The sequence below is a fragment of the Citrobacter sp. Cb031 genome, from assembly GCF_030336725.1.
GTDB lineage: Bacteria > Pseudomonadota > Gammaproteobacteria > Enterobacterales > Enterobacteriaceae > Citrobacter > Citrobacter braakii.
The window spans coordinates 270,856-288,784 of record NZ_JAOWDA010000025.1 but is presented as its reverse complement, the minus strand read 5'-3'; the positions used below and the strand labels follow the sequence as shown (position 1 = coordinate 288,784).

Genomic DNA, 17,929 nt, shown 5'->3' with positions numbered 1-17,929 from the left:
CTGTATCTCCAGGACGCAAATCACAAAATCTGAGCGTAATGATATCAAAACGACGTCGAATTGATAGTCGTTCTCATTACTATTTACATATTGCCGCACCTTTGGTTTCTTTTCCTTGCGCTTACGCAGTAAAAAAGTCACCAGAAGCATTTTGAGATTATTTTCTACTGTATGACCGTTCTGCAGGATGCGTCATCTTTGATTCATGGTAGTTTAGACATCCAGACGTATAAAAACAGGTAAGACGACATGGCAGATAAGCAACTTGAAACCAAACTCGTTCACGCAGGACGCAGTAAAAAGTACACGCTGGGCGCGGTAAATAGCGTGATCCAGCGCGCTTCTTCGCTAGTGTTTGACACCGTAGAGGCCAAAAAGCAGGCTACGCACAACCGTGCTAACGGTGCGCTTTTCTATGGACGTCGCGGAACCCTGACGCATTTTTCCCTGCAGGAGGCAATGTGTGAACTGGAAGGCGGCGCGGGTTGCGCGTTGTTCCCCTGCGGCGCGGCGGCCGTTGCCAACACCATCCTCGCCTTTGTGGAACAAGGGGATCATGTGCTGATGACCAACACCGCCTATGAACCCAGCCAGGATTTCTGCACCAAAATTCTCGGCAAACTCGGCGTGTCCACCGGATGGTTCGATCCGCTGGTTGGTGCCGATATTGTGAAGCACATACAGCCGAACACTAAAGTCGTATTTCTGGAATCTCCCGGCTCTGTCACCATGGAAGTACATGATGTTCCTGCTATTGTTGCCGCCGTCAGAAGCGTCGCGCCGGATGCGATCATCATAATTGATAACACCTGGGCTGCCGGGGTGCTGTTCAAAGCGCTGGATTTTGGCATCGATATTTCTATTCAGGCTGGCACCAAATATCTGATTGGCCATTCCGACGCCATGGTCGGCACTGCGGTAGCTAATGCCCGTTGCTGGGATCAACTGCGCGAAAATACCTATCTGATGGGGCAAATGCTGGACGCCGATACCGCCTATATGACCAGCCGCGGACTGCGTACGCTAAGCGTTCGCCTGCGCCAACATCATGAAAGCAGCTTAAAGGTCGCCGAGTGGCTGGCCAGCCATCCGCAGGTCGCCCGCGTGAACCACCCCGCGCTGCCCGGCAGTAAAGGCCACGAATTCTGGAAGCGTGATTTCACCGGCAGCAGCGGACTGTTCTCATTTGTATTGAATAAGAAACTAAATCATGAAGAGCTGGCCGCGTATCTGGACCACTTCAGCCTGTTCAGCATGGCCTACTCCTGGGGCGGTTTTGAGTCGCTGATTCTCGCTAATCAGCCGGAACATATTGCGGCAATCCGTCCCCAAGGCGAGGTGGACTTCAGTGGAACGCTCATCCGTTTGCATATCGGTTTAGAGAATGTTGACGATCTGATTGCCGATTTGGCCGCAGGATTTGCCCGAATCGAGTAAAATTGCCATAGATGGACATATATGCAGACACTTCTGGTGGAAAAGTCTGCAATTGTTGCGTCCGGGATCAAGGCATCCCGGACAATTCAGGAGTACAATCCACACATAAACGCTGTTCCACAGGAAAGTCCATGGTAGTCATTCAAGATATTGTCTCCGCGCTTTGGCAACACGATTTTGCCGCGTTGGCGGATCCGCACGTTGTGAGCGTGGTGTACTTCGTAATGTTCGCCACACTGTTTTTAGAAAATGGCCTGCTGCCTGCCTCCTTTTTACCCGGAGACAGCCTGTTATTGCTGGCAGGGGCGCTGATCGCTCAGGACGTGATGAGTTTTATACCTACCATAGCTATTCTGACTGCCGCAGCCAGTCTGGGTTGCTGGCTGAGCTACATTCAGGGACGCTGGCTGGGCAACACGCGGACGGTAAAAGGCTGGCTGGCGCAATTACCTGATAAATATCATCAGCGCGCTACCTGCATGTTTGACCAACACGGGCTGATGGCACTGCTGGCGGGGCGTTTCCTGGCATTCGTTCGTACCTTGCTGCCAACAATGGCGGGAATTTCGGGCCTGCCAAACCGTCGGTTCCAGTTTTTTAACTGGCTGAGCGGTCTGCTGTGGGTCACCGTCGTCACCGGCTTTGGCTATGCGCTGAGCATGATCCCGTTCGTCAAACGCCATGAAGATCAGGTGATGACCTTTTTAATGATCCTGCCGATTGCCCTGTTAACCGCGGGTCTGTTGGGAACCCTGTTTGTCGTGATTAAAAAAAAATACTGTAGCGCCTGAGTATTAACCGTAGGCCGGGGTTCCCCCGGCATTTTCGCCTGATGACGTTTCGCTTATCAGGCCAGCGCTGAGCAAGTTTAACTCCCCTGCATCATTCGAATTCTGGCCGCATCCTCCCCCGGCGTTACGCCAAAGAAACGTTTGAATTCCCGACTGAATTGCGATGCGCTCTCATAGCCGACGCGCATGGCAGCCGCACTGGCCTTCATCCCGTCGTGGATCATCATCATCCGTGCTTTATGCAGACGATAGCTCTTCAGGTATTGCAGCGGCGACGTGCTGGTCACCGCTTTAAAATTATGATGAAACGCCGACACGCTCATGTTCGCTTCTGCCGCCAGCTGTTCGACATTGAGATTTTCGGTGTATTTGGTTTCAATGCGCTTTAGCACACGGCTTATCAAACTGAAATGCGTCTGGCGACTGACCAGCGCCAGTAATGCGCCGCCGCGCGGCCCGGTCAGCACATGGTAGAGGATCTCGCGAATAATCTGTTTCCCCAGAATACGCGCATCCAGCGGTCGCTCCATCACATCCAGCAGGCGCTCAGCGGCGCACAGTATTTCGTCAGAAAGCGTCGCGGAGTTGATCCCGCTGGCCGCCATGGCGGGCTGGAACAGCTCATCTTCCCCAATGTCCATCAACAGCTCCTGCAATTGCAGAATATCGACATTCAGGTAGATACCGGCCAGGGGAACCTCCGGCGTTGCATACGTTTCACATTCAAAGGGTAACGGTACGGTTAGCAACAGGTATTCGTTGGCGTCATAACGAAATACACGTTCATTGATATAACCAATTTTATGTCCCGAAAAGAGAAATATGATTCCTGGCTGATACATTACCGGTGTACGCGCTGCCGGCTCAGTGCCGTGCAGCAGGCGGACATCTGGCAGCAGTTCGCTGAGTTTATTTTCATTGTTTTTCAGCTGCTTAATTTTATCTGTCAGCAGGAGGCAGATCTCATCACGGTTCATAGAGCACCATTTCATCATCGGTTTGCAACCCTGACATAATGCGCAGATTTATCCGTTTTCTCCAGCAGTCTGTAGAAATGGGCAAGACATCGGCAGAAATGAGCATTGAGAGCAGCGCGGCTGACGACCACAATGTTCATCATCCGGCAGACACTCTCCTGCCCTCTTTTTTTACCCACATAAGGGAACGAGCAATGAACAACTTTAATCTCCATACCCCAACCCGCATTCTGTTTGGTAAAGGTGCGATTGCTGAGCTGCGCGATCAAATCCCTCAGGATGCTCGCGTATTGGTTACCTATGGCGGCGGTAGCGTGAAAAAAACCGGTGTCCTGGCACAGGTTCAGGATGCGCTGAAAGGCCTGGACGTGCTGGAGTTTGGCGGTATTGAGCCGAACCCGTCTTATGAAACGCTGATGAACGCGGTAAAAATCGTGCGTGATGAGAAAGTGACGTTCCTGCTGGCGGTAGGCGGCGGTTCGGTGCTGGATGGCACGAAATTCATCGCGGCTGCGGCACAATACGCTGACGGCATCGATCCATGGCGCATTCTGGAAACCCACGGCAACGACGTAACAAGCGCTATCCCGATGGGCTCCGTATTAACCCTGCCAGCAACCGGCTCTGAATCTAACTCCGGCGCGGTCATTTCGCGTAAAACCACCGGCGATAAGCTGGCCTTTATGACCCCATTTGTGCAGCCGGTATTTGCCGTGCTGGATCCGGTTTACACCTATACCCTGCCGCCGCGTCAGGTTGCGAACGGCGTCGTAGATGCCTTCGTACATACCGTTGAGCAGTATGTGACTTATCCGGTAGACGGGAAAATTCAGGATCGCTTTGCTGAAGGTATTCTGCTTACGCTGGTAGAAGAAGGCCCGAAAGCATTGCAGGAGCCGGAAAATTACAACGTGCGTGCGAACGTTATGTGGGCGGCAACCCAGGCGCTGAACGGTCTGATTGGCGCAGGCGTACCACAAGACTGGGCAACGCATATGCTGGGCCACGAACTGACCGCAATGCACGGTCTGGATCATGCTCAAACATTGGCTATCGTTCTACCAGCGCTGTGGAATGAAAAACGCGATACCAAACGTGCCAAACTGTTGCAATACGCAGAGCGTATCTGGAATATCACTGAAGGTTCCGATGACCAACGCATCGACGCCGCTATTGCCGCAACCCGCGCTTTCTTCGAACAAATGGGCGTACCGACTCGTCTGTCTGACTACGGCCTGGACGGTAGCTCCATCCCAGCGCTACTGGAAAAACTGCAAGCGCACGGCGGTACAAAACTGGGCGAACATCAGGACATTACGCTCGAGGTCAGCCGTCGGATTTACGAAGCTGCCCGCTAAGGTTTTTTCACCTCCGCCTTTCATTTTTGGGTATTTATATTCTAAATATTTCGAGTTGCATAAAGGCGGCAAAGGAGAGAATCCCTAGGAGCTTACATAAGTCAGTGACTGGGGGTGAAACGACAAACCTGCCGGGAGCAGATTTGAACACTGCTTGCAGCGGACCTGAAAGGGCGAGGCTCATGGATGGGCCGCGTAATAAAGCCAACGCATATGCAGCTTGAAGTATGACGAGGATAGGCCAGACTTAAGTCACACCTAACTTACCGGGGCTTGCCTCGGTAAACTCAATTCAGGGGAGGAATTATGACCGGTCCAACCATTATTAAACTACAGGATGGTAACGTCATGCCGCAGCTGGGCCTGGGGGTCTGGAAGGCAAGTAACGAAGAGGTCATCACCGCCATTCATAAAGCGCTGGAAGTGGGGTATCGCTCAATTGATACCGCTGCAGCGTACAAAAACGAAGAAGGTGTCGGCAAAGCAATACGCGATGCGGGCGTACCGCGGGAAGAGTTATTCATCACCACCAAGCTGTGGAATGATGACCAGAAACGCCCTCGGGAAGCCTTGCTCGAAAGCATGGAGAAACTCCAGCTCGATTACCTCGATCTTTATCTGATGCACTGGCCAGTGCCGGCGATCGACCACTACGTTGAAGCGTGGGAAAGCATGATCGATCTGCAAAAAGAAGGGCTGATTAAGAGCATCGGCGTGTGTAACTTTCAGATCAATCATCTCCAGCGACTGATGGATGAAACCGGCGTACCACCGGTGATTAACCAGATAGAACTTCATCCGCTTATGCAACAGCGCCAACTGCACGCCTGGAACGCAACGCATAAAATCCAGACCGAATCCTGGAGCCCACTGGCGCAGGGCGGCAAAGACGTCTTTGATCAAAAGATCATTCGCGATCTCGCAGAGAAATATGGCAAATCACCGGCGCAGATTGTCATCCGCTGGCATCTGGATAGCGGCCTGGTGGTTATTCCGAAATCAGTCACCCCTGCGCGTATCGCAGAAAACTTTAACGTCTGGGACTTCCGCCTGGATAAAGATGAATTAGGCGAAATCGCAAAGCTCGATCAGGGCAAACGTCTGGGACCAGACCCGGACCAGTTCGGCGGTTAACCCCTTCTCTCCTGCCCGACCTCTCGTCGGGCCTTTACTGATTTGAATTTCGGCGTAGACCACGTGCACAGCTAATTGAGTCCCATGCGATCTGCCCCACTGGAAGCCGATTGAATCGCAGCAGAACCAATTTTTCGAGCAATATGAAGGATATCTGTCGTCACACGATCATGAACGGGCGGATGATGCAAAACTGGCCGCATTAGCGGCCAGAATTCGTGAGGCATAATTACTGAGCACTTCTGCCAGATGGCACCTTATCCGGCCGACGGTCTTTCAGGCCCGGTAAACATTTCACTCCCGGGCAAGACAGATTAGCGCCCTGCTACTTTCCCACGTTTTTTGTTCGCGGCAGGCGTCTGGCGCTGATGCGCCACAGGCGTGTGCTTGGTCAACGCCGGACGGGTATGACGGTTCTGGCGACGCGCTTCGCGCATCTCTTCCAGCGTAGGCGCCGGAACCAGACATTCGCGACGACCACCGATCAGATGCTTTTTCCCCATATCTTCCAGCGCCTGGCGGATTAACGGCCAGTTGGCTGGATCATGGTAACGCAGCAGCGCTTTATGCAGACGACGCTGTTTATCACCTTTCGGCACCACCACGTCTTCACTCTTGTAACCAATTTTACCCAGCGGGTTTTTCCCGGTGTAATACATGGTTGTGGAGTTCGCCAATGGTGATGGATAGAAGTTCTGCACCTGATCCAGACGGAAACGACGTTGCTTCAGCCACAGCGCCAGATTCACCATATCCTCGTCACGCGTCCCAGGATGCGCAGAAATAAAGTACGGGATCAGGTACTGCTCTTTACCGGCCTGTTTAGAGTAGGTGTCGAACAATTCCTTAAAGCGATCGTAGCTGCCCATCCCCGGCTTCATCATCTTCGACAGCGGGCCTTCTTCAGTATGCTCTGGCGCAATCTTCAGATAGCCGCCCACGTGGTGGGTCGCCAGCTCTTTGATATAGCGCGGATCTTCAACCGCGATGTCATAGCGCACACCTGAAGCGATAAGGATCTTTTTAATGCCTTTCAAATCACGCGCACGGCGATAGAGGTTAATCGTCGGCTCGTGGTTGGTATCCATATGCGGACAAATATCCGGGTAGACGCATGACAAACGACGGCAGGTTTGCTCCGCACGCGGTGACTTACAGCGCAGCATATACATGTTCGCCGTTGGGCCGCCGAGATCGGAAATCACGCCGGTAAAGCCCGGAACGGTGTCGCGAATAGCTTCGATTTCATTGATGATCGAGTCTTCAGAGCGGCTCTGGATGATGCGGCCTTCGTGCTCGGTGATCGAACAGAACGAGCAGCCGCCAAAACAGCCACGCATAATGTTGATCGAGAAACGGATCATCTCGTAGGCCGGAATGCGGCTGTCGCCATACGCCGGATGCGGCACGCGCTTGTACGGCAGCGCAAAGACGCTGTCCATTTCTTCGGTAGAGAGCGGAATGGCTGGCGGGTTGATCCAGATGTAGCGATCGCCATGCTTTTGCATCAGCGCGCGCGCACAGCCTGGGTTGGTTTCGTGGTGCAGGATACGCGACGCATGTGCATACAGCACTTTATCGCCCTTCACTTTTTCGAAGGACGGCAGCAGCACGTAGGTTTTTTCCCACGGTTTCGGGCGCGGCGGCTGTACGGTTACCGCTTTCGCTTCCTGCTTTTTCGGTGCGACAGGTTTGTTGTCGGCACACGGCAAATCCTCGCCGTATGGATGCGGGATCGGGTCAATTTTGCCCGGCGTGTCGAGACGCGTGGAATCCACCCCACTCCAGCCCGGCAGCGCTTCTTTAACCATAATCGCGGTGTTACGCACGTCGCGGATCTGATCGATAGTTTCACCCATCGCCAGACGATGCGCCACTTCCACCAGCGGACGTTCGCCGTTACCGAACATCAGCATGTCGGCTTTTGAATCCACCAGCACGGAGCGACGAACGGTATCAGACCAGTAGTCGTAGTGCGCGGTACGGCGCAGGCTGGCCTCAATACCGCCGAGAATAACCGGCACATCTTTCCATGCTTCCTTACAGCGCTGGGTATAGACCAGCGTCGCGCGGTCCGGGCGTTTGCCCGCCACGTTGTCTGGCGTATAAGCATCGTCATGGCGCAGTCGGCGATCGGCGGTATAACGGTTGATCATCGAATCCATGTTGCCTGCGGTTACACCAAAGAACAGGTTCGGTTTACCCAAACGCATAAAATCGTCTTTGTTGTTCCACTCCGGCTGGGCGATAATCCCAACACGAAAGCCCTGCGCTTCCAGCATACGGCCGCAAATTGCCATGCCAAAGCTGGGATGATCGACGTATGCATCGCCGGTAACCAGAATGATGTCGCAGCTATCCCAGCCAAGTTGGTCCATTTCGTCGCGTGACATCGGCAAAAATGGTGCCGGGCCAAAACAGGCAGCCCAGTACTGCGGCCAGGAGAAAAGGTCTCTGTCCGGCTGGATCAGGGATATTGCGCTCATAGTGCTTCCAAAAATGGTAAAAAAATAATCAAAGGCCGGGGATTATACGCTGTATGTCGGCAAGAAATGAAGTGGAGTCTGAGTCAGACAAGTAGAAAGTGATTTAAATTGTTAAATTTTACGACGCCCATTTTTATCATTCATAATTAACACCATGCCGGCCAGCTGAGATAACTCTTTTTCGGCGGGGGATTTTTCATTGCGACTCAACGATTCACTGCATATTTCCCAGTTACGGGTAGTTGTTCACCTGTGCGGATTTCTGGTTCTTCTCTACAGCTTCTCCATGCTGCCGCCGATGACCATTGCTCTGTTAAATAAAGAGCGGAGCTTTTTCGCCTTTTTCAGCACATTTATGACGTTCTTTACCCTCGGCGGTGGAGCGTGGCTGGCAACCAAACATGCAGGTATTCAACTACGAACCCGGGATGGCTTTGTCATTATCGTCCTGTTCTGGCTGCTGTTTTCGTTTATCAGCGCCATGCCGATGTGGATGGACGATGGCTTAAATCTCTCCTTTGCCGATGCCCTGTTCGAAGGGGTTTCCGGGATAACCACCACTGGCGCTACGGTGATTGACGACGTCAGCGCCTTGCCGAAATCGTATCTGTACTATCGGGCTCAGCTCAATTTTATTGGCGGTCTGGGGGTTATTGTCCTTGCCGTAGCGGTATTACCCCTGCTGGGTATTGGTGGTATGAAGCTGTATCAGTCTGAAATGCCAGGTCCCTTTAAAGAAGAACGCCTCACGCCAAGGCTTGCTGATACCGCACGTACGCTGTGGCTGACCTACGTCATTCTCGGCCTTATTTGTACTCTGGCCTACTGGGTTGCCGGGATGTCGTTTTTCGATGCCTTATGCCACGGGCTGTCGACGGTCTCTCTCGGCGGATTTTCCACCCGTAGCGAGAGCATCGGCTTTTATAACAGCCACGCTATTGAGTTAGTCGCCGGACTGTTTTCACTGCTGTCTGCGTTTAACTTCACCCTCTGGTACGTAGCTATTGTGAAACGTACCTTTAAGCCCTTTCGTCGTAATGCCGAGCTGCGTTTCTTTCTGCTTATTGCGCTGGTTGTCACCTTGATCGCCACCTGGCAGGTCTGGCGGGCGGGTATGTACGGGATAACGGACAGCCTGGTGCATGCCTTTTTTCTGGTCAGTTCGATGCTGACAGATAATGGCCTGTCGACGGCGGATTATGCGCAGTGGCCTTCGCACACGATATTCATGCTGCTCAGCGCCAGTTTCTTCGGCGGTTGTGTCGGCTCGACCTGCGGGGGGATTAAGGTGCTGCGTTTTTTGATTATGTTCAAGCAATGTCGTCAGGAGTTACATCAGCTCGCGCATCCTCGCGCCCTGCTGAATATCAAAGTGGGCAATAACGTGGTAAGCGACCGAGTAGTGCGTTCGGTATGGAGCTTTTTCTTTCTCTACGTTTTATTTACCAGCTTTTTTATCTGGGCGCTCAATCTGATGGGCTACGATCTCTTCTCCTCATTCGCCACCGTTGCCGCCTGCATCAATAACATGGGGCTGGGATTTGGCATCACCGCAACGACGTTTGGCACCTTAAACGAGGAGGCAAAACTTCTGATGTGCGCGGCCATGATCATGGGGCGTCTGGAGATTTACCCCATTCTGATCCTGTTCTCGCGCATGTTCTGGCGGGCGTAACGGAAACTCCGGCGCATTACGGCGCCGGGTTCACCAACATCTGTCCGATCGAGCCACGATCCGCCATTTCCAGCGTCTGACTGTTAAAGTAGAACGGGAAATGAGCCCAGGAAGGTTGTCCGTAGTAGACCAGTAATTCAACCTGGCCGTCGACCCAGACGGTATCTTTCCAGCCCCGGTCTTCCGGGAACGGCATTGCGCCATTCACATTACGGATCAGGAACGAGACGCCTTCGATATGGAAAGACTGAGGCATATCCGCTCGTACCGTCCAGCGCTCCCAGGAGCCCTGCTGAGCGGTAATATCCATGCGGTTGACGTCCCACAGCTGACCGTTGATGCCGGGATCGTCATCCAGACTGATATCACGGCTGCGAATCGGTGAACCACTGAGGATTTCCGTTGGCAGCAGGCGCATTGGCAGACTGTCGGTCACCAGCGGCAGGAGACCGGTCGGGCGCAGCGTCAATACCAGCGTGGAGATGAGAATACTGGAAGGCTCAAAGAATCCGCGGATCCTGTCGACAATGCTGGCCGCCTCACCACAGGTGATAGAGACCTCATTTCCGTTAGTCATATCCACCAGGATCTCACGGCGCTCGCCAGGCGCCAGCGAGAGCTGCTTCACCGAAACGGGCGCAGGTAAAAAGCCCTGATCGCTGGAAATTACATGCAGCGCGCGGCCATCGCTCATTTGCAACTGGTAACGACGTGAGTTTGAAGCGTTCAGCAAACGCAAACGCACCCAGCCGCGAGAGACTTCGACATACGGGCTTTGCGCCCCGTTGACCAGCAGGGTATCACCGACAAAACCACCGCTGCCGGGTTCGCTATATTCCGGCGTACCAAAGTTGTCCAGACGCTTGTCCTGGATAATGATCGGAAAATCATCCACGCCGTAGTGGTTGGGAATAGACAGTGATTTACTCACTTCATCTTCAATCAACCACATCCCGGCAAGACCGTTATAAACCTGCTGGGCAGTACGATTTGGCGTATTGGCGTGATACCACAGCGTAGCGGCATTCTGGCGAATCGGCAGCACTGGTGCCCAGTCTGCATTAGGGGACATCATGCGCGCCGGGCCGCCCATCAGCGGGCCTGGCACCTGTAATCCAGCGACAGTCATCGAGACATTTTCAGTCAGACGGTTGCTGTAGATAAGCTTGACGTCATCCCCTTTCCAGACGCGGATCGTCGGTCCCAGGTAGCGACCGTTAATCCCCCAGACAGGTGCGCGCGTGCCTTGCGTGAAGGACCAGTGGGCGCGTTGCAGCGTCATAAATAACGGCTGCCCCCGACGGGACTCCAGCAGCGGAGGTACGGGTAACGGTTGTTGCTGACCGGCAGCATTAGCCTTCAGCGGAACAGCACCTGCACACAGTGCGATCCCCGATGCCTGAATGAACTGACGCCGACTGAATGACATATAAACTCCATGAAAAACTGGCGATTAACACGCAGGAAATCTTTTCCTGTAACAAACCCGAATTGCGCGGATTAAACCTTACCGGCGGCTTCCCGCTCAGCAACTTCTTTATCGAGTTCTGCGATTTTTTGTTCCATCAGCGTACGGCAATGCGCTGCCAGTTCACGAACCTGATCTTTCCCAAAGTGGCTAATATCTATCGGCGGCAACATCTCTACAATCGCCAGACCATTATTGAGTCGGTTGAGTTTTATCTTATTCGAGGTGGTTGAAACGCACACCGGAATAACCGGGACACCCGCCGCAATCGCCGCATGAAACGCGCCGGTTTTAAACGGCAGCAGACCGCGACCACGGCTGCGCGTTCCTTCCGGGAACATCCAGATAGAAATACGACGTTTTTTGAAATGATTCACCACCGCCGCAATGGTGCTGTGCGCTTTGGTACGGTTGTTTCTGTCAATCAGCAGGTTGCCGGTTAACCAGTACAGCAGCCCGAAGAATGGGATCCACAACAGGCTTTTTTTGCCGACTGTCACCGTCGGCGGCTGAACGATATTCGCAGCGGTAACCATGTCATAGTTGTTCTGATGATTACAAATATAGATAGCATTACCATAGTTCTGCGCGTCTGCCGGCATGCGGCACTCAACCTTCAGGCCATAAAGGGGAGCCAGGCGGCCAAACATATGACCGAATGTTGCGACGTGTTTTGGATTTCGTGGGCTGAACAAACAGTATATGCAACCGAAAATACAGACCAGAACGCAGTAAATAACAGTAATGATTAAACGAAAAATATATAGCATAACAACCTCTGAGGCCTAAGAGCCTGGCATTTTACGTCACCTGATTCATCACGCAGTATCAGGTTAGGGCTTTGTTAAGGGCGGCTCTCTGGAAAAGCGTATTGTTAATCGCAACGCACGAATAAACAACGGTTTCACGGGAATTTTTAACCTTGGCTCTCCCCGGGCTAAAACAGGGAGAGCCGGACGGTAGCGTTATTCTTCGCTGTCGCCGTGACTGGCGCGTCGAGGCGAGTCAATGTCAATGCGATCGATACGCTGCAGACCACGCATTAGCGTACCGCGACGGCCACGCTCGCCGGTCACTTTCTGCAACTCTTCAGGACGCAGTTTAATTTTGCGCTTACCGACGTGGATAGTCAGCGTGCTTTGTGGCGGCAACACGTAGAGCTGCGCCAGGCCATCTTCACCTTTCGCCGCTTCCGCTGAAGGGATATTGATAATCTTGTTCCCTTTGCCTTTTGACAATTGCGGCAAATCGCTTACCGGGAACATCAACATGCGACCGGCTTGGGTGATTGCCAGCAGCATATCGGTTTCATCTTCAATCACAACCGGCGGCATAACGCGCGAATTTTCTGGCAGCGTAATCAATGCCTTACCAGCACGGTTACGAGCTACCAGGTCGTTGAAGGTGCAGACAAAACCGTAACCCGCATCGGATGCCATCAGCAGTTTCTGATCGTCGCCTTCCATCAGCATGTGCTCAACCGTCGCGCCCGGCGGCAGCGTGAGTTTCCCGGTCAGCGGTTCACCCTGTCCACGCGCCGACGGCAGCGTAATCGGGTCGATGGCGTAGCTGCGTCCGGTCGAGTCCACGAACACCACTGGCTGGTTGCTCTTACCCTTCACCGCAGACTTAAAGCTGTCGCCCGCTTTATAGCTTAATCCCGGCGCATCAATGTCGTGGCCTTTCGCGCTACGCACCCAACCACTCTGGGACAGCACAATGGTCACTGGCTCTGACGGCAGCATGTCGTGCTCGCTCATCGCCTTCGCTTCTTCACGTTCCTGCAGCGGAGAGCGGCGTTCGTCGCCATAGGCCTCGGCATCAGCCTGCAGCTCTTTCTTCAGCAGGTTACTCATTTTACGCTCGGAAGCCAGAATGCCTTGCAGCTGATCGCGCTCTTTCGCCAGCTCATCCTGCTCGCCGCGGATTTTCATCTCTTCGAGTTTGGCAAGGTGGCGCAATTTCAGCTCAAGAATGGCTTCAGCCTGGGTTTCAGAAATGCCAAACCGCGACATCAGCTCGGGCTTAGGTTCATCCTCATGACGAATAATTTCGATCACTTCGTCAATGTTGAGGAACGCCACCAGCAAACCTTCAAGGATATGCAGGCGTTTAAGCACTTTTTCCAGACGATAGTTCAGGCGACGACGTACGGTATCGCGGCGAAACGCCAGCCATTCGGTGAGGATCTCCAGCAGATTTTTCACCGCCGGACGACCATCAAGACCGATCATATTCAGATTGATGCGGTAGCTTTTTTCCAGATCGGTGGTGGCAAACAGATGGTTCATCACCTGCTCCATATCCACACGATTGGAGCGCGGGACAATCACCAGACGGGTCGGGTTTTCGTGATCCGATTCGTCGCGCAGGTCGTCTACCATCGGCAGCTTTTTATTGCGCATTTGAGCGGCGATCTGCTCCAGCACTTTTGCCCCGGAAACCTGATGCGGCAGTGCGGAAATCACCACCGCGCCGTCTTCTTTCGTCCATACCGCGCGCATACGTACGGAGCCGCGCCCGTTTTCGTAAATCTTACGAATCTCCGCCCGCGAGGTAATGATCTCCGCTTCGGTCGGGTAGTCCGGCCCCTGCACGATGTCCAGCAACTGATCCAGCGTCGTTTTCGGCTGCTCAATCAGGGTAATCGCCGCTTTCGCCACTTCACGCAGGTTGTGTGGCGGAATGTCCGTCGCCATACCAACGGCAATACCGGTCGTGCCGTTCAACAGAATATTTGGCAGACGCGCAGGCAGCATCTTCGGCTCCTGCATGGTGCCGTCGAAGTTTGGCACCCAGTCCGACGTTCCCTGGCCAAGTTCACCCAGCAGAACTTCCGCATATTTAGACAGGCGGGATTCGGTATAACGCATCGCCGCGAAGGATTTCGGATCGTCCGGCGCCCCCCAGTTCCCCTGCCCGTCGACCAACGGATAACGGTAAGAGAACGGCTGCGCCATCAGTACCATCGCTTCATAACAAGCGCTGTCGCCGTGTGGGTGGTATTTACCCAGTACGTCACCGACGGTACGGGCGGATTTTTTAAATTTGGCGCTGGCATTCAGCCCCAGTTCGGACATCGCGTACACGATGCGACGCTGAACGGGTTTCAAACCATCGCCAATAAACGGCAACGCCCTGTCCATGATGACGTACATGGAGTAGTTCAGATAGGCGGTTTCCGTGAATTCATGCAGCGCCAGGCGCTCTGCCATATCGCTCATTAATCGTGGTTCCTCAACTTTGTACCCCTCTATTGAAGGGCAATATTGCCGCAGATACTACCCTATCTGGCGTGTTGAGTCACAAAGAAAAGGGCCACGAGTGCGGCCCTGATGGGGATTATTTGGCAACTTTGGTAATCTGTTTCACGTCGATTTCAACGGAGTTCCAGTCTTTATCCACTTCACCCTGGATTTCAACCACATCCTGCGGTGTGACGGTTACGCCGTTCCAGCGCTTGTGGTCGATATCCACATTCACCGTGCCAGTCGCATCTTTAAACACATACAGGTCGTCGGAAATACGCTCAACGATGTTCCCGCGCAGGGTAACCCAAGTGTCATCACGCAGTGATTTGGCGCTTTCTACCGTCGCGCTGCTACCATTCGGGCCGACAAATCCGCCATTTTGGCTTTGCGTGGTGGTTGTCGGTCCAGAGAAACCGCCCTGCTGCGCTGCCAGAACAGGTGCGGAACACAGTGCCATTACAGCAACCATTGCAGCTAATTTTTTCATCGTCATGTCTCCCTTTCATTTTGGTTTACGACTATTAAATAAGTTAATCCTTAACAAGTTCTTAAGGCAAAAAAAGATACTTTTTTTGCTGTACAGAGGCTGTAGTCACAAGGTTTACTGACGCTAATGAGAGCGGCTGCAGGGAAGAACATATGCGTATTTTACTGATCGAAGATGACACGTTGATCGGCGACGGCCTGAAAACAGGTCTGAGTAAAATGGGTTTCAGCATCGACTGGTTTACCGAGGGTCGCCAGGGGAAAGAAGCGCTCTACAGCGCCCCTTATGATGCGGTGATCCTCGACCTGACGCTGCCAGGCATCGACGGACGGGAGATCTTGCGCGAATGGCGAGCCAACGGGAAGCAGGAGCCAGTGCTGATTCTGACCGCTCGCGACGCGCTGGCGGAACGCGTTGAGGGTCTGCGTCTCGGCGCGGATGACTATCTGTGCAAACCCTTTGCGCTGATCGAAGTTGCCGCCAGGCTGGAGGCGCTGGTGCGCCGTGCCAGCGGCCAGGCGAGCAACATATTGCGCCATGGCCAGGTGACGCTTGATCCCGGCGCGCTGGTTGCCACGTCGGCAGATGAGCCTTTGTCTCTCAAACCCAAAGAGTTCGCTCTACTGGAGCTGCTGATGCGCAATAAGGGTCGCGTCCTGCCCCGCAAACTGATTCAAGAAAAACTGTATACCTGGGACGAAAACGTCTCCAGCAATGCGATTGAAGTACACGTCCATCACTTACGCCGTAAGCTCGGCAGCGACTTTATCCGTACCGTGCATGGCATTGGCTACACCCTGGGTGACGCATGAAACTCACACAACGCCTCAGCCTGCGCGTCAGGCTAACGCTTATTTTTCTGATTCTGGCATCAGCAACCTGGGCCGTTTCCAGCTTTGTAGCCTGGAAGCAGACCACCGACAATGTCGATGAGCTGTTTGATACCCAACTGATGCTGTTCGCCAAGCGGCTCAGTACGCTGGATATCAGCGACGTCACCACCTCAAGCAATATGGCTCGCACGCCGAAGAAGCTCAAGCACGGCCATATTGATGACGACGCGCTGACGTTTGCCATCTTCACCATCGACGGCAAAATGGTATTGCACGATGGCGACAACGGCCAGGATATTCCCTACAGCTACACCCACGAAGGCTTTACCGATGGCCAACTCAAGGGGGACAACGACGCATGGCGTTTTCTGTGGCTGAATTCCGCTGACGGCAAATACCGCATTGTGGTAGGCCAGGAGTGGGAGTATCGAGAGGATATGGCGCTGTCGATCGTCACCGCCCAGTTAACACCGTGGTTGATTGCGCTGCCGCTGATGTTGCTAATCCTGGTGGTCATGATTAGCCGTGAACTCAGGCCGCTGAAAAAACTGGCGCAGGCTCTGCGCTGGCGCTCACCGGAATCGGAGGAGCCGCTCGACCCGAAAGGTGTGCCAAGCGAAGTGCGCCCGTTGGTTGAATCGCTCAATCAGTTGTTTACCCGCACCCATTCCATGATGGTCCGCGAACGGCGCTTCACTTCTGATGCTGCCCACGAGCTGCGCAGCCCGTTGACCGCGCTGAAAGTACAAACAGAAGTGGTGCAACTGTCAGACGACGACCCGCAAACGCGGGAAAAAGCGCTGGTACAGTTGCATGCGGGAATTGAACGCGCCACCAGGCTGGTCGATCAGTTACTGACGCTTTCACGCCTCGACTCCCTCGACAATCTTCAGGATGTGGCGGAAATCTCGCTGGAGGAGCTTTTGCAATCCGCGGTGATGGATATCTACCATCCAGCCCAGCAGGCGCACATCGACGTGCGTTTGCAGATTAACGCGCATAACATCATGCGCACAGGACAGCCGCTGTTACTGAGCCTGATGGTACGAAATCTGCTGGATAATGCGATCCGTTACAGCCCGCGGGGTAGCATTGTGGAAGTGACGCTCAACGCCCGTAATTTTAGCGTCAAGGATAATGGTCCTGGCGTTGCGCCAGAGGTCCTGACGCACATCGGGGAACGCTTTTATCGTCCACCGGGACAAAGCGTGACCGGCAGCGGTCTTGGCCTATCGATCGTCCGCCGTATCGCAATATTGCATGGAATGTCAGCCTCGTTTGGCAACGCTCCGCAAGGTGGCTTTGAAGCGAAGGTCAGTTGGTAATTGCGTTATTATTGCTCAAATAGCAAAAGACTTTGCACATTTTGCTAATTTCACCGCGTCGCTGGTAGGGGTAAAATCGTCTTCAAACGTATTTCCCTGAGGACACAAAATGAGCAACATTCTGATTATCAATGGTGCGAAAAAATTCGCCCACTCCAACGGTCAGTTAAACGACACCCTGACCGAGGTCGCGGATGGCCTTCTGCGCGACCTCGGGCATGATGTTAAAATCGTGCGCGCCGACAGCGACTATGACATTTCTGATGAAGTACAGAACTTCGTCTGGGCCGATGTGGTTATCTGGCAAATGCCTGGCTGGTGGATGGGTGCGCCGTGGACCGTGAAAAAATACATTGATGACGTGTTTACCGAAGGTCACGGTACGCTGTACGCCAGCGATGGTCGCACGCGTTCAGATGCGTCTAAAAAATACGGCTCCGGTGGGCTGATTCAGGGCAAAAAATACATGCTGTCACTGACCTGGAACGCACCGATGGAAGCTTTTACTGAAAAAGATCAGTTCTTCCATGGCGTTGGCGTTGATGGCGTTTATCTCCCGTTCCATAAAGCAAACCAGTTCCTGGGAATGGAAGCGCTGCCGACCTTTATCACCAATGACGTGATTAAAATGCCGGACGTCCCGCGTTATATCGCAGAATATCGCAAGCATCTGAACGTAATTTTTGGTTAACTGGTAACCTGGAATT

At 53.5% G+C, this 17,929-nt stretch carries 14 protein-coding genes and 1 pseudogene; 9 read left to right on the top strand and 6 right to left on the bottom strand.

Features of this window, described 5'->3' with window-relative positions; translation table 11 throughout:
* Positions 1–249 precede the first annotated feature (249 nt).
* The gene (gene metC / locus OGV93_RS11175; RefSeq protein WP_287109573.1) at positions 250–1,437 is read left to right on the top strand and encodes a cystathionine beta-lyase; all 1,188 of its coding nucleotides are present in this window, start codon (positions 250–252) and stop codon (positions 1,435–1,437) included.
* A gap of 131 nt (positions 1,438–1,568) precedes the next feature.
* The gene (gene yghB / locus OGV93_RS11170; RefSeq protein WP_016154504.1) at positions 1,569–2,228 is read left to right on the top strand and encodes a DedA family general envelope maintenance protein YghB; all 660 of its coding nucleotides are present in this window, start codon (positions 1,569–1,571) and stop codon (positions 2,226–2,228) included.
* 77 nt (positions 2,229–2,305) lie between these two features.
* Here yghB and OGV93_RS11165 read toward each other — a convergent pair whose 3' ends face one another.
* The gene (locus OGV93_RS11165; RefSeq protein WP_029139662.1) at positions 2,306–3,205 is read right to left on the bottom strand and encodes an AraC family transcriptional regulator; all 900 of its coding nucleotides are present in this window, start codon (positions 3,203–3,205) and stop codon (positions 2,306–2,308) included.
* Between the two features lie 194 nt (positions 3,206–3,399).
* On the opposite strand from OGV93_RS11165, the gene yqhD reads away from it, so the two are divergent.
* The 3 genes and pseudogenes from yqhD to OGV93_RS11150 form a co-directional block, all read left to right on the top strand.
* Positions 3,400–4,563, top strand: a complete 1,164-nt coding sequence (gene yqhD / locus OGV93_RS11160; protein ID WP_003838168.1) for an alcohol dehydrogenase — start codon at positions 3,400–3,402, stop codon at positions 4,561–4,563.
* Between the two features lie 306 nt (positions 4,564–4,869).
* Entirely contained in the window at positions 4,870–5,697 is an 828-nt protein-coding gene (gene dkgA, locus OGV93_RS11155; protein WP_016154506.1) for a 2,5-didehydrogluconate reductase DkgA, read from the top strand.
* 48 nt (positions 5,698–5,745) lie between these two features.
* Positions 5,746–5,926: pseudogene (locus OGV93_RS11150) on the top strand (hypothetical protein); the annotation flags it as partial.
* 85 nt (positions 5,927–6,011) lie between these two features.
* On the opposite strand, the gene OGV93_RS11145 reads toward OGV93_RS11150, so the two are convergent.
* Positions 6,012–8,183 (bottom strand): YgiQ family radical SAM protein, encoded by a 2,172-nt coding sequence (locus OGV93_RS11145; protein WP_003024532.1) that lies wholly within the window; start codon positions 8,181–8,183, stop codon positions 6,012–6,014.
* A 199-nt stretch (positions 8,184–8,382) separates the two neighbouring features.
* On the opposite strand from OGV93_RS11145, the gene OGV93_RS11140 reads away from it, so the two are divergent.
* The gene (locus tag OGV93_RS11140; protein ID WP_277395806.1) at positions 8,383–9,858 is read left to right on the top strand and encodes a TrkH family potassium uptake protein; all 1,476 of its coding nucleotides are present in this window, start codon (positions 8,383–8,385) and stop codon (positions 9,856–9,858) included.
* A 16-nt stretch (positions 9,859–9,874) separates the two neighbouring features.
* On the opposite strand, the gene ftsP is transcribed toward OGV93_RS11140, so the two are convergent.
* The 4 genes from ftsP to OGV93_RS11120 form a co-directional block, all read right to left on the bottom strand.
* Positions 9,875–11,287 (bottom strand): cell division protein FtsP, encoded by a 1,413-nt coding sequence (gene ftsP, locus OGV93_RS11135; protein ID WP_016154508.1) that lies wholly within the window; start codon positions 11,285–11,287, stop codon positions 9,875–9,877.
* A 71-nt stretch (positions 11,288–11,358) separates the two neighbouring features.
* Complete coding sequence (gene plsC / locus OGV93_RS11130; protein WP_049268740.1) at positions 11,359–12,096, bottom strand: 1-acylglycerol-3-phosphate O-acyltransferase; 738 nt, start codon at positions 12,094–12,096, stop codon at positions 11,359–11,361.
* Positions 12,097–12,291: 195 nt separating this feature from the next.
* Positions 12,292–14,550 carry a DNA topoisomerase IV subunit A gene (gene parC / locus OGV93_RS11125; protein WP_016157479.1) on the bottom strand — a complete coding sequence of 753 codons (2,259 nt, stop codon included), beginning with the start codon at positions 14,548–14,550 and terminating at the stop codon, positions 12,292–12,294.
* 118 nt (positions 14,551–14,668) lie between these two features.
* Positions 14,669–15,064: a YgiW/YdeI family stress tolerance OB fold protein gene (locus OGV93_RS11120; RefSeq protein WP_016154511.1), complete on the bottom strand. Its 396-nt coding sequence runs from the start codon at positions 15,062–15,064 to the stop codon at positions 14,669–14,671.
* A gap of 152 nt (positions 15,065–15,216) precedes the next feature.
* On the opposite strand from OGV93_RS11120, the gene qseB reads away from it, so the two are divergent.
* From qseB to OGV93_RS11105, 3 genes are all read left to right on the top strand, one after another.
* On the top strand, positions 15,217–15,876 hold the full coding sequence (qseB, locus tag OGV93_RS11115) for a quorum sensing response regulator transcription factor QseB (protein WP_047358644.1): 660 nt from the start codon (positions 15,217–15,219) through the stop codon (positions 15,874–15,876).
* Positions 15,873–17,222, top strand: coding sequence for a quorum sensing histidine kinase QseC (gene qseC, locus OGV93_RS11110; RefSeq protein WP_053388755.1), 1,350 nt, complete (start codon positions 15,873–15,875; stop codon positions 17,220–17,222). The genes qseB and qseC overlap by 4 nt, the downstream gene beginning before the upstream one ends.
* Positions 17,223–17,331: 109 nt before the next feature.
* Positions 17,332–17,913, top strand: coding sequence for an NAD(P)H-dependent oxidoreductase (locus tag OGV93_RS11105; protein ID WP_284201210.1), 582 nt, complete (start codon positions 17,332–17,334; stop codon positions 17,911–17,913).
* Positions 17,914–17,929 lie beyond the last annotated feature (16 nt).

Excerpts from the sequence above, each read along its gene's own strand:
- metC (WP_287109573.1), top strand. The coding sequence starts at position 250 with ATGGCAGATAAGCAACTTGAAACCAAACTCGTTCACGCAGGACGCAGT.
- yghB (WP_016154504.1), top strand. The coding sequence starts at position 1,569 with ATGGTAGTCATTCAAGATATTGTCTCCGCGCTTTGGCAACACGATTTT.
- OGV93_RS11165 (WP_029139662.1), bottom strand. The coding sequence starts at position 3,205 with ATGAACCGTGATGAGATCTGCCTCCTGCTGACAGATAAAATTAAGCAG.
- yqhD (WP_003838168.1), top strand. The coding sequence starts at position 3,400 with ATGAACAACTTTAATCTCCATACCCCAACCCGCATTCTGTTTGGTAAA.
- dkgA (WP_016154506.1), top strand. The coding sequence starts at position 4,870 with ATGACCGGTCCAACCATTATTAAACTACAGGATGGTAACGTCATGCCG.
- OGV93_RS11145 (WP_003024532.1), bottom strand. The coding sequence starts at position 8,183 with ATGAGCGCAATATCCCTGATCCAGCCGGACAGAGACCTTTTCTCCTGG.
- ftsP (WP_016154508.1), bottom strand. The coding sequence starts at position 11,287 with ATGTCATTCAGTCGGCGTCAGTTCATTCAGGCATCGGGGATCGCACTG.
- plsC (WP_049268740.1), bottom strand. The coding sequence starts at position 12,096 with ATGCTATATATTTTTCGTTTAATCATTACTGTTATTTACTGCGTTCTG.
- parC (WP_016157479.1), bottom strand. The coding sequence starts at position 14,550 with ATGAGCGATATGGCAGAGCGCCTGGCGCTGCATGAATTCACGGAAACC.
- OGV93_RS11120 (WP_016154511.1), bottom strand. The coding sequence starts at position 15,064 with ATGAAAAAATTAGCTGCAATGGTTGCTGTAATGGCACTGTGTTCCGCA.
- qseB (WP_047358644.1), top strand. The coding sequence starts at position 15,217 with ATGCGTATTTTACTGATCGAAGATGACACGTTGATCGGCGACGGCCTG.
- qseC (WP_053388755.1), top strand. The coding sequence starts at position 15,873 with ATGAAACTCACACAACGCCTCAGCCTGCGCGTCAGGCTAACGCTTATT.
- OGV93_RS11105 (WP_284201210.1), top strand. The coding sequence starts at position 17,332 with ATGAGCAACATTCTGATTATCAATGGTGCGAAAAAATTCGCCCACTCC.